Origin of the sequence: Bradyrhizobium sp. NBAIM03, from assembly GCF_020194055.1 — a bacterium.
Classification (GTDB): domain Bacteria; phylum Pseudomonadota; class Alphaproteobacteria; order Rhizobiales; family Xanthobacteraceae; genus Bradyrhizobium; species Bradyrhizobium yuanmingense.
In genome coordinates this window covers 229,778-243,548 of the sequence record NZ_JADYVS010000004.1, presented here as the reverse complement: position 1 = coordinate 243,548, position 13,771 = coordinate 229,778, and the positions used below count along the sequence as shown (strand labels likewise).

General features: G+C 63.7%; 14 protein-coding genes. 11 read left to right on the top strand and 3 right to left on the bottom strand.

Annotated features, from left to right (window positions below; all coding sequences use genetic code 11):
* The first annotated feature begins 38 nt into the window (after nucleotides 1–38).
* The 3 genes from I6F21_RS07995 to I6F21_RS07985 are packed head-to-tail and all read left to right on the top strand — an operon-like array spanning nucleotide 39 to nucleotide 2,453.
* Nucleotides 39–995, top strand: coding sequence for a branched-chain amino acid ABC transporter permease (locus I6F21_RS07995; protein WP_225139726.1), 957 nt, complete (start codon nucleotides 39–41; stop codon nucleotides 993–995).
* Between the two features lie 32 nt (nucleotides 996–1,027).
* Nucleotides 1,028–1,759, top strand: coding sequence for an ABC transporter ATP-binding protein (locus I6F21_RS07990; RefSeq protein WP_225139725.1), 732 nt, complete (start codon nucleotides 1,028–1,030; stop codon nucleotides 1,757–1,759).
* Nucleotides 1,740–2,453 (top strand): ABC transporter ATP-binding protein, encoded by a 714-nt coding sequence (locus I6F21_RS07985; RefSeq protein WP_225183006.1) that lies wholly within the window; start codon nucleotides 1,740–1,742, stop codon nucleotides 2,451–2,453. The genes I6F21_RS07990 and I6F21_RS07985 overlap by 20 nt, the downstream gene beginning before the upstream one ends.
* Nucleotides 2,454–2,968: 515 nt before the next feature.
* On the opposite strand, the gene I6F21_RS07980 is transcribed toward I6F21_RS07985, so the two are convergent.
* Nucleotides 2,969–3,247 (bottom strand): hypothetical protein, encoded by a 279-nt coding sequence (locus I6F21_RS07980; protein ID WP_036026108.1) that lies wholly within the window; start codon nucleotides 3,245–3,247, stop codon nucleotides 2,969–2,971.
* Nucleotides 3,248–4,056: 809 nt separating this feature from the next.
* On the bottom strand, nucleotides 4,057–4,815 hold the full coding sequence (locus tag I6F21_RS07975; RefSeq protein WP_225127522.1) for an SDR family NAD(P)-dependent oxidoreductase: 759 nt from the start codon (nucleotides 4,813–4,815) through the stop codon (nucleotides 4,057–4,059).
* 164 nt (nucleotides 4,816–4,979) lie between these two features.
* Between I6F21_RS07975 and I6F21_RS07970 the strand changes: the two genes are divergently transcribed.
* Genes I6F21_RS07970 through I6F21_RS07945 form a run of 6 tightly spaced genes read left to right on the top strand, consistent with a single transcriptional unit; the run spans nucleotide 4,980 to nucleotide 10,848 of the window.
* Nucleotides 4,980–6,245: an extracellular solute-binding protein gene (locus tag I6F21_RS07970; protein ID WP_225139673.1), complete on the top strand. Its 1,266-nt coding sequence runs from the start codon at nucleotides 4,980–4,982 to the stop codon at nucleotides 6,243–6,245.
* 3 nt (nucleotides 6,246–6,248) lie between these two features.
* Nucleotides 6,249–7,190 carry a sugar ABC transporter permease gene (locus I6F21_RS07965; protein WP_225139672.1) on the top strand — a complete coding sequence of 314 codons (942 nt, stop codon included), beginning with the start codon at nucleotides 6,249–6,251 and terminating at the stop codon, nucleotides 7,188–7,190.
* Nucleotides 7,183–8,028 (top strand): carbohydrate ABC transporter permease, encoded by an 846-nt coding sequence (locus I6F21_RS07960; protein ID WP_225139671.1) that lies wholly within the window; start codon nucleotides 7,183–7,185, stop codon nucleotides 8,026–8,028. The genes I6F21_RS07965 and I6F21_RS07960 overlap by 8 nt, the downstream gene beginning before the upstream one ends.
* Nucleotides 8,029–8,049: 21 nt before the next feature.
* A complete protein-coding gene (locus tag I6F21_RS07955; RefSeq protein ID WP_225139670.1) occupies nucleotides 8,050–9,147 on the top strand; it encodes a Gfo/Idh/MocA family oxidoreductase in 1,098 nt (365 codons plus the stop codon).
* A gap of 10 nt (nucleotides 9,148–9,157) precedes the next feature.
* Nucleotides 9,158–9,802, top strand: coding sequence for a ThuA domain-containing protein (locus tag I6F21_RS07950; protein ID WP_036004213.1), 645 nt, complete (start codon nucleotides 9,158–9,160; stop codon nucleotides 9,800–9,802).
* Nucleotides 9,799–10,848, top strand: coding sequence for a LacI family DNA-binding transcriptional regulator (locus I6F21_RS07945; RefSeq protein ID WP_225139669.1), 1,050 nt, complete (start codon nucleotides 9,799–9,801; stop codon nucleotides 10,846–10,848). Before I6F21_RS07950 ends, I6F21_RS07945 begins: the two co-directional genes overlap by 4 nt.
* A 30-nt stretch (nucleotides 10,849–10,878) precedes the next feature.
* Here the strand turns inward: I6F21_RS07945 and I6F21_RS07940 are convergent, their stop codons facing one another.
* Nucleotides 10,879–11,766: a hypothetical protein gene (locus I6F21_RS07940; RefSeq protein WP_225139668.1), complete on the bottom strand. Its 888-nt coding sequence runs from the start codon at nucleotides 11,764–11,766 to the stop codon at nucleotides 10,879–10,881.
* 207 nt (nucleotides 11,767–11,973) lie between these two features.
* On the opposite strand from I6F21_RS07940, the gene I6F21_RS07935 reads away from it, so the two are divergent.
* Together I6F21_RS07935 and I6F21_RS07930 are read left to right on the top strand one after the other, a co-directional pair.
* Nucleotides 11,974–12,441 carry an EF-hand domain-containing protein gene (locus tag I6F21_RS07935; RefSeq protein ID WP_036004194.1) on the top strand — a complete coding sequence of 156 codons (468 nt, stop codon included), beginning with the start codon at nucleotides 11,974–11,976 and terminating at the stop codon, nucleotides 12,439–12,441.
* Between the two features lie 141 nt (nucleotides 12,442–12,582).
* Complete coding sequence (locus tag I6F21_RS07930; protein ID WP_225139667.1) at nucleotides 12,583–13,770, top strand: CoA transferase; 1,188 nt, start codon at nucleotides 12,583–12,585, stop codon at nucleotides 13,768–13,770.
* Nucleotide 13,771 lies beyond the last annotated feature (1 nt).

The following is a 13,771-nucleotide window of genomic DNA, read 5'->3' as shown; positions in this document are numbered from 1 at the left end:
GAGCCATCGTCGATGGCGTGAGCCCGCCGCGTTTTTCCGTGCCGCTTGAGCTGCGCGCTGTCGCAATCACGCTGGCGCTCGGAGCGCTCGGTTACGCGCTTTTTCCGGATGACCTCGCGTTTCTGACGCGACTGATCAGCATCACGCTTCTGGTGCTGTCGCTCGATCTGGTCACGGGGTATTGCGGTGTCGCCACCCTGGGGCATGCGGCGATCTATGGTGTGAGCGCCTACGTCGTGGGTAACGCCTGCCTTGCCGGACATTCCGACCCCCTGCTGTTGTTGCTCGTGGGGGCGGTGGCCGGTGCCGTGATGGGGCTGGTCTCAGGCGTCCTTGTCACGAGGTTCAAGGGTCTCCCCCAGCTCGTGCTATCCATTGCCGTCGGACAGCTCGTCGCGGCGCTGGCCAACAAACTGTCCAGCCTGACGGGCGGAAGCGACGGATTGTCCGGCATTTCGCCTGGACGAATCTTCGGGGTCTATGCGTTCGACATGTATGGTCGCACCGGCTATGTGTTCTCCGTTGCGGTGCTTATGGTCGTGTTCGTGGTGCTGCTTCGAATCGTGCACTCTCCGTTCGGCCTGCTTTGTCAGGCAATCAAGGATGACAGCCTGCGAGCTCGGATGATCGGTGCCCGCGTGTATCCCCGGCTCGTGCTGATGTATGGCGTGTCGGGGGTTGTTGGCGGAATTGGTGGTGCTCTCAATGCCATCAATACGGGCGTCGTGGGACTGGATAGCATCGGATTTGAGCGGTCGGCTGAAGCTCTCGTCATGCTGGTCCTGGGTGGCGCAGGCAGTCTCTGGGGCGCGCTGATCGGATCCATCGTCTTCCAAGTGTTCGAGCACTACGTCTCGGCTGCGAATCCATTCCATTGGATGACCATGGTCGGTGCGTTGCTGATCGGGGTCGTTTTGTTCGCCCCGAAAGGCCTGGTGTCCCTTGGAGGCTTGCTTGCTGGTCTCACCGCCTCGGTGATGAGGAGGCGCCCGTGAGCCGGCCGCTGCTCGAACTGCGAAACGTTTCGATGTCCTTCGGCGGGATGCGGGTCAACGATGATATTTCCTTCAGTATCGGGAAGGGAGAAAGGGTCGCGTTGATTGGCCCGAACGGCGCGGGCAAAACCACGCTCGTCAACGTCATCTCCGGCGACTTGACCCCTTCACAGGGTGCCGTCCACCTCGCTGGTGTTGATGTCACCGCGCTACCGATTTCCGATCGCGTCGACGCCGGCTTGATCCGGACATTTCAGATCACGAGGCTCTTCAAGAGCCTGACGGTCGCACAAAACGTCGCGCTCGCCGTGATGCAACGAAAGGGGCTCACGAGAAGCATGTTTTCCTGCCCGATGGATCGGCCGGACGTTCGTCGGGAGTGGGAGCGGGCCCTTGGAACGCTCGGTATCGCCCATCTGGCCGACAGGCAGGTCTCGCAACTGGCGTACGGTCAGCAGCGCCTTCTTGACCTGGCAATCGGGCTTGCTCTCGAGCCGAAGGTCCTGCTCCTGGACGAGCCCGCGGCAGGGGTTCCGTCGGAGGAGTCCTCCAAGATCATCGAGGCGATCGACAGATTGCCATCTGATATCGCGGTCTTGATGATCGAGCATGACATGGACCTGGTGTTCAAATTTGCCCGCTGTGTGCTCGTTCTCGCCAACGGAAAGCTGATCTTCCAGGGCGATCCGGCAGAAGTCACGCACCATCAGGAAGTCCGTCGAGCTTATCTAGGTAGCTACGCAGATGCCCGCCACGCGTCTTGAAGTCAAAGGTCTCAGTGCCGGGTATGGTCCCACCCGTATCATCGATCAGATGTCTTTCGAGGTGTTGCCCGGAGGTCGTCTCAGCATCCTTGGTCGAAACGGAGTCGGCAAGACGACTTTGCTCGCATCGCTGATGGGTCTGACGACCCATCATGGGGGAAAAGTATTCCTGGGCGAGGCTGATCTCACGGATACCAAGGCATCGATACGCGCTCAACGAGGTCTCGGTTACGTACCGCAGACACGCGACATATTTCGGTCGCTGACGGTGGAGGAAAACCTGGTCGCGGGTCTCAAGGATCGAGGTCGAGAGGCACTTGAAGAGGTCTACGTGATGTTTCCGAGGTTGGCCGAACGTCGACGCCATTTCGGAACGCAATTATCGGGCGGCGAGCAGCAGATGCTCTCGCTCGCCAGGACGCTGCTGGGAAGGCCTTCAGTTCTCCTCTTGGATGAGCCGCTCGAGGGGCTCGCGCCGGTGATCTGCGATCAGATCATGGAAATCATCACCGCGCTGGCGAGTTCTGGTGAGATGACCATCGTTTTGGTCGAGCAGCAGATCGAACGAGCGCTGCGCTTTGCCGATCATGTCATGGTGGTTGAACGCGGCAAAGCGGTCTGGAGTGGTGAATGCTCGCACTTGCGCGACGACCCCAAAATGGTCGAGCGCCTGCTCGGTGTTAGGGTGCACTGAGGCATGCGGCTTCCTTGTCATCGAGACAATGGGCAAGCTCGTATCACCCTTGCCCCGTCGGGGCGGCGGGGTTTGGCCGTAGCGCTCGCCCGGAAAGGCGAACCGGCAGCACGATCGCACGCCAAAGGGCCGGACAAGTTGATCCCTTGCCGCAAAGCGCTCAAGGACGACCGCAAGCGCTGTCAGTTCAGCCTTCCAAGCAGTCTTCGGATGATCTTCCGCAAGTTTTCGGCGTACTCATCGACGACCTGACGCCTCTCGGCCGATGGCGGCAGCTGACATTCGTCGTTCCCGTCCGGCGACGGAGGATCCGTCTTGGAACTCCCGCGCATGATCGAGGCGATCGGCTTTGTCACTTTCACGGGAAGTCTGACCTCTGATGCACGACGCGCGTCGTTCAGGCTAGGTGCCAATTCCATCTGCGGCCTTCACACAAGTTAAGTCGCCGGAGCGGGTCGATCTGCATGGCTCGTCGCCGACGCGTGGCGCCGCAACATTTTGCAAATCGCGGCGCGCTAGGTGCACGAGGCGGTCGGATCGCACTTCGGGCAGCGGCCGTCGGCGGCTGCGCCGAGCTGGCGGCCGAGCTCGGCCCTGAGAGCCTCCTTGTTCCATTCGGCGCCGTCGCATCTGACGATTCGCTTGGCGCGCTCGAAGGCGTGACTCTCGGCGGCGTCATCGCCGATGCGGACGATCACGTCCCGATGGAACGGGCAGGCCGTCGTCGCGCGGGTCGTCTCCAGGGCGTAGCGCACGACCTCGGTGAGATCGTCGGTGTCAATGTCGGCAAGCATGTCGGTTCTCCTGATCGGCATCCTCCCTTGTCCAGACCATGCACTGGCTTCGACGAAAATCGGCCTCGGGCTCGATGGGAGCGCCGAGGCCGATTGTTCGCGTGGCTCTTCCATCCAGGGTCTGAACTCGTCCAGCAAACCCGCGCTGCCGATCTTCGTTCCATCGAACTCTCCGGCGGAGCCGCTCTCCGGCCGACTCCATGTTCGCGGTCTTCTGCACTCTCCGTGAAAGCGGCGCCGGGAAGGCCTCGAAATCCAAACGTCGCTCGCTCCGGCAAAGGGGACCTCGAAAAAGCGTTCCCGATGCCGACACAAGACTATCGCCGGCGTCGCAAACATGTCTTGATCCAGCTCAAAGGAGGCGGCGGTATTCGACCGAACGCTTCTCGATCGGCAACCTGCTTACAAGCGCTGCGCGATGTCTTCACCGCTGCTCGCGTCAATCCGTTCAGGACATCTGCGTAAGTATTGGCCCGCAATTTCCAGGTCGCCGCGACGGGCGCATATCTCCAGCATGGAGCGCAACGTCATCTTCAAATGCCCCCGCACGGGCGTGAACGTGCAGCACTGGATTTCCGGCACAGGCTCCGACGCCGCGGACACGCACGTCCCGGTCCGGTGTCCCGCTTGCGCCTCGCTGCACTTCGTCAATGTCGCCAGCGGCAAGACCCTGAGCGAGGGCATCGGTCGGCCACGCGCGACCACGGCGCCAGCCGGTCACAACCAGCCTGATCCATTGCGTCCTTGACTTCGTGAGCTTCGCGCAGCCGCGCCCGGGTCAGATTTTCCGACTGGATCCTCAAGGCATCTCAGACCCAGCCACCATCGACGATATAGTGCTGGGCGGTGCAGGCGGACGCCTCGTCGGAGGCGAGGAAGACGGTGAACTTTGCAACCTCGTCCGGCATGAGCCGGCGCTTCAGGCATTGTCGCTGCTGCAACTCGATCTCGCCGGCCGGCGTCATCCATTTCTCGAGCTGCCGCTCGGTCATGATCCAGCCTGGCGCGATCGCATTGACGCGGATGTTGTAGGGGCCGTAGTCGCGCGCCAGCGAGCGCGTCAGCCCGATCACGCCTGACTTGCTCGCGGTGTAGGCGGCCATGCCGCCTTGTCCTGCGATCCACGACACCGAGCCGAAATTGACGATGGCGCCGGCATTGGCCGCCTTCATGTCCGGCAACACGGCCTGAGATGCGAAGAACTGGTGCTTCAGGTTCACCGCGATGCGGTCGTCCCAATAGTCCGGCGTCATCTCCTCGGTGTTGTGCCGCTCGTCATGCGCGGCATTGTTGATCAGGATGTTGATCGGGCCATGAGCCTTGCGTGCCGCGACGACGCCGGCACGCAGCGCAGGGATGTCGGTGAGATCGACATGCTGGAAATGCGCAGCCAATCCCTGCTCGGATAGCTCGCGCGCCAGGCGCTGTCCCTCCTCGACCTTGATGTCGAAGAACACCACCTTGGATTTCTGCTCCGCAAAGCGCCGCACGATCGCAGCGCCGATTCCGGCTGCGCCGCCGGTGACGAGCACGACCTTGCCGGCGAGGTCGGAATAGATCGCAGCCATTGGGCACCTCGGTTTGTTGCGGCCGGCGCGGCGCGCCGCAGCCGACTCTTTTGCGAACCTTAGCCATTCCGTTGGTGAGGTGCATAGATCAGATTTTGTGTTGCGTACCTCAAAAATTGAGGGCAGGATTGCGTTCAAAGAATAAAAGTCGTCGGGAGGATGTGATGAGATTGCTCGGGAAACTGGGACTCGCCGCTGCCGCATGCCTGCTTTGGGCCAGTTCCGCGTCAGCCGACACCACGGTCAAATGGCTGCACATCGAGGTCAACCCGGCCCAGGTGAAGATCTGGGAGGAGGTCGCACGCAGCTATGAGGCGTCGCACCCCGGTGTGAAGGTCGAGATGCAGTTCCTCGAGAACGAGGCCTACAAGGCCAAGCTGCCGACCATCCTGCAATCCAAGGATCGGCCGCACATCATCTATAGCTGGGCAGGCGGAGTGCTGAAGACCCAAATCGAGGCCGGCGTCCTGCAAGACATCACCGATTCCGTAAAGAGCGGCGGCTACAGCGACACGATCGCGCCGGCAGCGCTCGCGGCTTTCACCAGCAACGGCAAGGTCTATGGCCTGCCGACCGCGCTCTCGCAGGTCGGCTTCCTCTACAACAAGGACTTGATGGCCAAGGGCAATGTCGACGCGAGCAAGATCAAGACATGGGACGATCTGCTCGGCGCAGTGAAAACGCTGAGGGCCGCGGGCGTGACGCCGATCGTGGTTGGCGGTGCCGACAAATGGCCGCTGCATTTCTACTGGACGCATCTCGCAGTGCGCATCGGCGGCAAGCCGGGCTTCGATGCAGCACTGAAGGGCGAGAATGGCGGGTTCGCCGGCGAGACCTTCCAGAAATCAGGTGAGCTGTTCAAGCAGCTGGTCGATCTGCAGCCCTTCCAGAACGGCTTCCTCGGCTTCAAGAATCCGCAGGCCGTCGGCTATTTCGGCGACGGCAAGGCCGCGATGATCCTGGCCATCTCGTCCTTCTATCACACCCAGCGCGCGCTTGCCGCCGACAAGGTTGGTCTCAGCGACGACAAGCTCGGCTGGTTCGATTTCCCGGTCGTACCCGGCGGCAAGGGCGAGCCGTCAGACACGCTCGGCGGCATCACCGGCTGGTTGATCACCAAGGGGGCGCCCAAGGAAGCCACCGACTTCCTCAAGTTCTTCATCTCCAAGGACGTGCAGGCGCGGCTTGCCGCCGGCAACTTCATCGTTCCCGTCGTCAAGGGCGGCGAAGCCGGTCTCAACAGCGCCTTCATGAAGCAGATCGCGGCCAATCTGGCGAAGTCCAACTATCACCAGAACTTCTATGACCAGAGCCTTGGCCCGTCGGTCGGCCGCGTCGTCAACGACGTCACGGCTGAGATCGCCGGCGGCAGCATGAGCCCGCAGAACGCAGCGAAAGCCATCGAAGCGGCGTACAAGCAGGGTAACTGACCGGTGGCGCGACGGATCGCGATGTCGTCGCCGATCGGCGTTGCCGGTGAGGCGGCCCCCCAGGTCGGGATTCGTGGCCCAGGCTGGGATGGCCGCTTCACGGTCCTGATCCTGTTCCTGCCGCCCGCGCTGCTGCTGTTCACGCTGTTCGTGGTGCTGCCGATCGGCGAGGCCGCCTGGTACTCGGGCTTCAACTGGAACGGGTTCGGCAGGCCGACGAACTGGATCGGCTTCGACAATTACCGCTTCGTGCTGGAGACGCGGGCCTTCTGGCTCGCGCTGCGCAACAACGGGCTGATCATCGCCGTTTCGCTCGCCGTCCAGCTGCCGCTTGCGCTCACGCTCGCCCTCATGCTGGCCGAACGCTTTCGTGGCGCCGTGGCGCTGCGCATGCTGTTCTTCATGCCCTATATCCTCGCCGAGATCGCAACCGGGCTGATCTTCAGCTTCGTCTATGACGGCGACTACGGCCTCGTCGCCTCGATCTGGCGCACCTTCGGCGCCGAGCCTCCGCATCTGTTGGCCTCGACCGACACGGCGATGCTGGCGGTGCTGATCGTGGTGGTCTGGAAATATTTCGGCTTCCACATGATGCTGTTCATCGCCGCGCTCCAGAGCCTCGACAAAAACCTGGTCGAGGCCGCCCGTATCGACGGCGCGACGCGGACGCAGACGCTGCGCCACGTCGTGATCCCCTTGCTCTATCCGACGATCCGCCTGTCGGTGTTCTTCGCCATCATCGGATCGCTGCAGCTGTTCGATCTCGTCATGCCGCTGACGCGCGGCGGACCGGCCGATTCCTCCAACACGTTGGTGAGCTTTCTCTACAACAATGGCATCTCGCGCATGCGCGTCGGCTATGGCAGCGCCATCGGCGTCATCCTGTTCGCGATCTGCGTGACCTTTGCCTTCACTTACAAGCGATGGTTCATGCGCGATGAATAGTGTCGGGGCTAGAAGCGCATTCGATCCCGCAGCGCTGTTCAAGGCGCTGTTCCTCGGCTTGGTCGCGATCTTCGTCCTGGTGCCGCTGCTCGCGACCTTGCTCGGCGGCTTCAAGTCGCTCGGCGAGCTCCGTGTCAATCCATTCGGCCTGCCCGCACAATGGGAATGGCAGAACTACGCCGACATCCTGTTCTCGGCGCGCTACTGGCAGCTGCTGCGCAATTCGCTTGTCATCTCGACGCTGGCGGTGGCGCTGACCCTTATCACCGCTTCGATGGCCGCGTTCACCTTCGCCCATGTCAGGTTCTTCGGCTCATCGATGCTGCTCAGCTATCTGACGCTGGGCCTGCTGTTTCCCGCCGCGACCGCCGTGCTGCCTCTGTTCATCAAGGTGCGCGATCTCGGCCTGCTCGATACCTATTTCGGCGTCGCGCTGCCGCAGGTGGCGTTCAGCCTCGCCATGAGCGTGCTGCTGCTACGCCGCTTCTTCAAGGACATTCCCTATGAGCTGCTCGAGGCCGCGCTGGTCGACGGCTGCAGCTACATCAAGTTCTTCCGCTATGTGACGCTGCCCTTGTCGCGTCCGATCCTGGCGACGGTCGGCACCATCACCTTCGTCAACAGCTGGAACGCCTACCTGCTGCCACTGGTGATGCTGAACACCGACGCGCTGTATCCCTGGCCGCTCGGCATCATGGTCTACCAGGGCGAATATTCGTCCGAATGGCACCTGATCCTGGCCTTCATCACACTCACCATCCTGCCCACGATCATTCTGTTCCTGCTGGCGCAGAAGCACATCGTGGCCGGCCTCACCGCGGGCGCGGTCAAGGGATGAGCCGTATTCTGAGGAGATAACATGAGAAAAGTCGGCATCGGAATCATCGGCTGCGGGGTGATCAGCACCGCCTATCTCAAGGCGGCCCAGCGCTTTCCGGTCATGGAGGTCAGGGCGCTCGCCGACATGCGCAGCGAGATTGCGGAACGCCAGAGCGCGGCCTTCGGCTTGCCGGGAATGCGGGTCGACCAATTGTTGAAGCGCGACGATGTCGAAATAATCGTCAATCTCACGGTGCCGCTCGCCCACACCGATGTCAGCCTCGCGGTGCTGAATGCCGGCAAGCACGTCCACTCGGAGAAGCCGCTCGGCATCAATGTCGCTGAGGCGCGCAAGGTCATGGAGCTTGCCGCGCAGAAGAACCTGCGCGTCGGCTGCGCGCCCGACACGTTCCTTGGCGGAGGCCATCAGACCGCGCGCAAGCTGATCGACGACGGCGCGATCGGCACGCCAGTCGCGGGCAGCGTTTTCTTCGGCTGCCCCGGCCACGAGCGCTGGCATCCGGCGCCTGGCTTCTATTACCTGCGCGGCGGCGGGCCGATGCTCGACATGGGGCCGTATTACATCACCGATCTCGTGCAATTGCTCGGCCCGGTCGCCAGCGTGATGGGCTCGACCGCGCGCCCCAAGACCGAGCGCCTCGTCACCAGCCAGCCGATGAACGGCGCGCTGATTCCGGTCGAGGTCCCGACCCATGTCGCCGGGACGCTGGAGTTCGAAAGCGGCGCCGTCGTGTCGATCACGATGAGCTTCGACGTGCCGAAACATCGGCATGCGCCGATCGAGATCTACGGCGACAAGGGCAGCATGCTGGTGCCGGATCCAAATCGCTTCGGCGGCGAGGTGCAGGTGGCGAAGACCGGCGGCGAATGGGAGGCGATGCCGCTGACGCACGGCCACGTCGAGGGCGAGTTCCGCTCGATCGGCGTCGCCGACATGGCGTCCGCGATCCTGAACGACCGACCGCATCGCGCCAGCGGCGCGCTCGCCCTCCACGTGCTGGAGGTGATGGAGGCGTTCCAGACTTCCGCCGACGAGGGCCGTCGCGTCAAGATCGAGAGCCGCGTCGAGCGGCCGGCGATGCTGCCCGCGGGGCGTGAAACCGGACAGATCGATTGAGGGAATGACCATGCGCAAGGCAATGATTGTATGGGGTGGGTGGCCGGGACACGATCCCGATCTCTGCGCGTCGATGATCCGTGGCTGGCTGAAGGCCGAAGGCTTCGAGGTGCGGATCGAAACCACGACGGCAGCCTTCGCCGATCCCGCGATCCACGATCTGTCGCTCATCATACCGATCTACACGATGTCCAAGATCGAGAAGGCGGAAGCGCTCAACCTCTGCGATGCGGTGCGCAGCGGCGTCGGGCTCGCCGGCCATCATGGCGGCATGTGCGATGCCTTCCGCGAATCGGTCGATTACCAGTTCCTGTGCGGCGGGCAATGGGTCGCCCATCCCGGCAACATCATCGACTACAAGGTCGACTTGACGAAGCCGGACGATCCGATCATGACGGGTCTGAAGAGCTTCGAGCATCGGTCCGAGCAATATTACATGCATGTCGATCCCGCCATCGAGGTCCTGGCAACGACGACCTTCACCGGTGAGCACGCGCCCTGGATCGAGGGCGTGGTGATGCCCGTGGTGTGGAAGAAGCGCTATGGCGCGGGGAGGGTATTCTATTCCTCGCTGGGCCACCGCGCCTACGAGCTCGACGTGCCGGAGATCCGGACGTTGATGACCCGCGGCATGCTGTGGGCCGCGCGCGAATGACTGAAGGCGCGACCCAGCCGGTGCTTCGGGCCACGCTCGAGGACGTCGCGCGCGCCGCGGGCGTTTCGCTCGCCACCGTCGATCGCGTCGTCAACCGGCGCGAGGGTGTCCGCGCCAAGACCGTCGCGCGTGTCGAGGCCGCGGTGGCAAAGCTCGGCTATCGCGCCGATCTTGCCGCGGCGCGGCTCGCCCGCGGGCAGACCTTCCGTTTCGCTTTCGTGCTGCCGACCGGCAGCAACAGCTTCATGACCAACCTCAGCGAGCAGGTCGTGCGCACCGCGGACTGGCTCGCCGGCCATCGCGGCTTCATCGACATCCACCATGTCGACGTGTTCGACCCCGATGTCCTTGCCCGTGCGCTGGAGAACCTCTCGCCGGCCTATCAGGGCGTTGCCGTCATCGCGCTCGATCATCCCCGGGTTCGCGCCGCGATCGACGAGCTCGTCGCGCGCGGGGTTGCCGTGGTCACCCTGGTGTCGGACGCGCCGAGCTCGTCCCGGGTGCATTATGTCGGGATCGACAATCCGGCCGCGGGCCGCACCGCCGCCACGCTGATGGGACGCTTCCTCGCCGGGCGCGAGGGCACCGTCGCCGTGATTGCGGGATCGTTGTCGCTGCGCGACCACACCGAACGGCAGTTCGGCTTCCACCAGATCCTGTCGAGCGAGTATGCGAATCTGTCCGCACTGCCTGTCATCGAGGGGCGCGACGACAGCGACCGCACGCGGGACCTTACGGCCGCGCTGCTCGCCCGCCATGCCGACCTCCGCGGCATCTATTGCTGCGGCGCCGGAAACCGCGGCATCGCCGATGCGCTCGAGGCCTCGGGCCGCGCGCGCGAGGTGGTCTGGATCACCCATGAGCTGACCGAGCACACCAGGCGGTTCCTGGTGCGCGGCACGCTCGACGCCGTCATCAACCAGGATGCCGGCCACGAGGCGCGGTCTGCGGCGCGAGTCCTGCTCGCGCATTGTTCTGGCGAGCCGATCAGCCCCGACCAGGAGCGCATCCGCATCGACATCTTCCTGCGGGATAATTTGCCGTAGCGTGAAGCGCACGGAAGCGCCGCGCGAGGACTACCCCTCGTACTGATCCGGCCCCATCGCCCAAGCCGACTCGTCGTGGCCGACCGCGTAATTGCGGTTGTTGAGCGCCGGATTGCGATTGACCATCGGACGCATGAACATCGGATGGGTCACTGAGCGCACCTCGTGCTCGACCGTGAACAGCTTCTTGCCGCTGTCGAGGTCGACGATGTCGCAGAACCGGTACTGGTATTGATTGTCCTCGCGCGAGATCAGCTTGCGCGCGAGCAGCTTGCGGTAGGGGCCGGAGAAGTCCGTGATGTACATCTGCACGTGGTGACCGTCATAGTCGGCTTGCGGCCGGTCGGTCTCGCGAAACAGCAGATGCTGGTTGCGGCCCGTCTTCACGGCGGCCACAGTGCCATCGCCGTTCCGCAAGCTCGCGGGCATGCCCATGACTTCAGGGTAGAAGGCGCAGATGCCGGCTGCCGATCCCTTGGGCACGTCGAACTCGACATAGGGAATGCCGAGCGCGATCCGGCCGAACCGCGCCGCGTCGGGCTCGTAGCAGCGCACGCGGTTACCCCAGGGGCAAACCGCCTCGACATGGTCGTTGTGCTCCCTGAACGCGAACGTCGTGCCCTCGAGTTTCTTCCCGACCGATGCAAGCCGCGCCAGCAGCGCCTCGCGGCCTTCGATGACGAGGCCAATATGTCCGCGCAGCACCTGCGGCCGGCCGCTCGGCAGATGAAACTGGCTCCGCCCGGCGTTGATCCACATGTTGGTGTCTGACACCATCAGGTAGGGATCGCGGGTGAGCCCGAGCCCGGCGACGTAGAACAGCGTGGCGAGCCGCTGGTCCGGGACCTGGATGTTGACGTGCTCGAAATGAATAGCGTTGCCGAGATCTTCTGCGGATCGATCGAATTGCTGCGGCATGGGTGTGCACTTCTCGCTGGGGGACGAACCGGTCGCATCTTAACGCATAGTCTCCGGCCGTCGAGTTTCCGTCGGTGACCGCGCCGCTTCCTCCGCACGGGCGGGGTGAAACCTGGCCCACCAGCCCGCCTTTTTGACTTGGCTCAAGATAATTCCGATGACGTTCGGCAAGCTCGTCGGACCGACATCAAGGCCGGAGGAAGCGTCATGCTAGGTCGAACCGTTGCTGCAGCGTTGCTGCTCGCCATCCTGGGCCAGCCAGCTCTGGCTCAATCGCCAGCGGACCATCAAGGTCATCATCCCGGACAGGAGCAGACGCCGGCATCCCCGCAGTCGAGTTCTCCTGCCAACCCATCCGCCGAGCGGCAGAGCCCGATGCGCGGTGGAGACATGATGGGAATGATGGGGCGCGGGATGATGGGACAAGGAATGATGGGACAAGGAATGAAAGGGCATGGCGCGATGGGCGGTGCCGCCATGGAGCCGCCGGTCGTCTTCCGCATCGTCTACGCGCTGATGGATGCTGATGGAGACGGGAACGTCTCGCTGCCCGAGTTTCAGGTCGCCCATGAACGCATTTTCAAGGCAATGGATCGCGACAAGGACGGCAAGCTCACTTTCGAGGAGATGATGGCGTTCATGCACAGGAGCAAGGGCTCCGCCCCACAGCAATAGCGAGCGGGAACCTCAAGGCGGGTACACGAACTGCGGCTTCATCGGGGCGTTCGCGATGTGACGATGAAAATCGCATGCGCGCTTCCCAACTTGCCCTGGCGGCCAGTCCCTGTAATCTGCAAAAAAACAGGGAAGGGTGCGATGGGAGGAGTCTTGGAGGGCGTGCGCGTGCTCGATTTCGGGCGCTATATCGCCGGGCCCTATTGCGCGACATTGCTGGCCGAGTTCGGGGCCGAGGTCATCCGGGTCGAGAAGCGCGACGGCAGCGAGGATCGGTTCGTCGCGCCGGTGGGCGAAGGCGGCGAGGGCGCGCTGTTCCTCCAGATCAACCGCAACAAGAAGGGCATCACACTCGATCCAATGAAGGCGGAAGGCCAGGAGGTGATGCGCCGCCTGATCGCGACCGCGGACGTCGTGGTCGCCAATCTGCCGCCGCAGACCCTGCGCGCGATGAAGCTCGACTACGAATCGCTGAAGGCGATCAAGCCGGACATCATCCTGACCACGGCGACCGCGTTCGGCGGGCCGGGCCCGTGGTCCGACCGCGTCGGCTTCGACGGCGTCGGCCAGGTGATGTCGGGCTCGGTGTACATGACCGGCAGCGGAGATCCCCCGTACCGCGCCGCGGTGAACTGGGTCGATTTCGGCACTGCGCTGCACTGCGCGTTCGGCACGCTCGCCGCCCTGATCGAGCGCGGCAAGTCCGGCCGCGGCCAGATCGTCGAGGGCGCGCTGCTCGCAACAGCTTTGTCCTTTACCAATGCCACGCTGATCGAGCAGGCCGTCATCGACGTCAACCGCGTGCCGACGGGCAATCTCGGCCAGACCGCGGCGCCCGCCGACATCTACCGCACCAAAGACGGCTGGGTGCTGTGCCAGGTCACCGGTCATCCGCTGTTCAAGCGCTGGGCGCGGCTGATGGGCGAGGAGGATGTGTGGCTGAACGATCCGCGCTTTGCCGACGACATCAGCCGCGGCAATAACGGCCGCATCATCAGCGAGCGGATGGCGCGCTGGTGCGCCGAGCGCACCACGCAGGAGGCCGTCGACACGCTGGGCCAGGCGATGATTCCGACCGGTCCCGTGCTCTCGCCGCAACAGGCGTTGGATCATCCGCACATCCGCGCCGGCGGCTTCATGCAGGACGTCGACTATCCGGGCCTGCCGAAGCAGGCGCCGGTCGCCCGCGCCGCGGTGCGGCTGTCGGAAACGCCGGGCGAGATCGCGCACCGTCCGCCGACGCTCGGCGAGCACACCGACCGCGTCCTCGCCGACCTCGGCTACAATGCAGACGAGATCGCGGCGCTCCGGCAAGGCGGCATCATCTAAC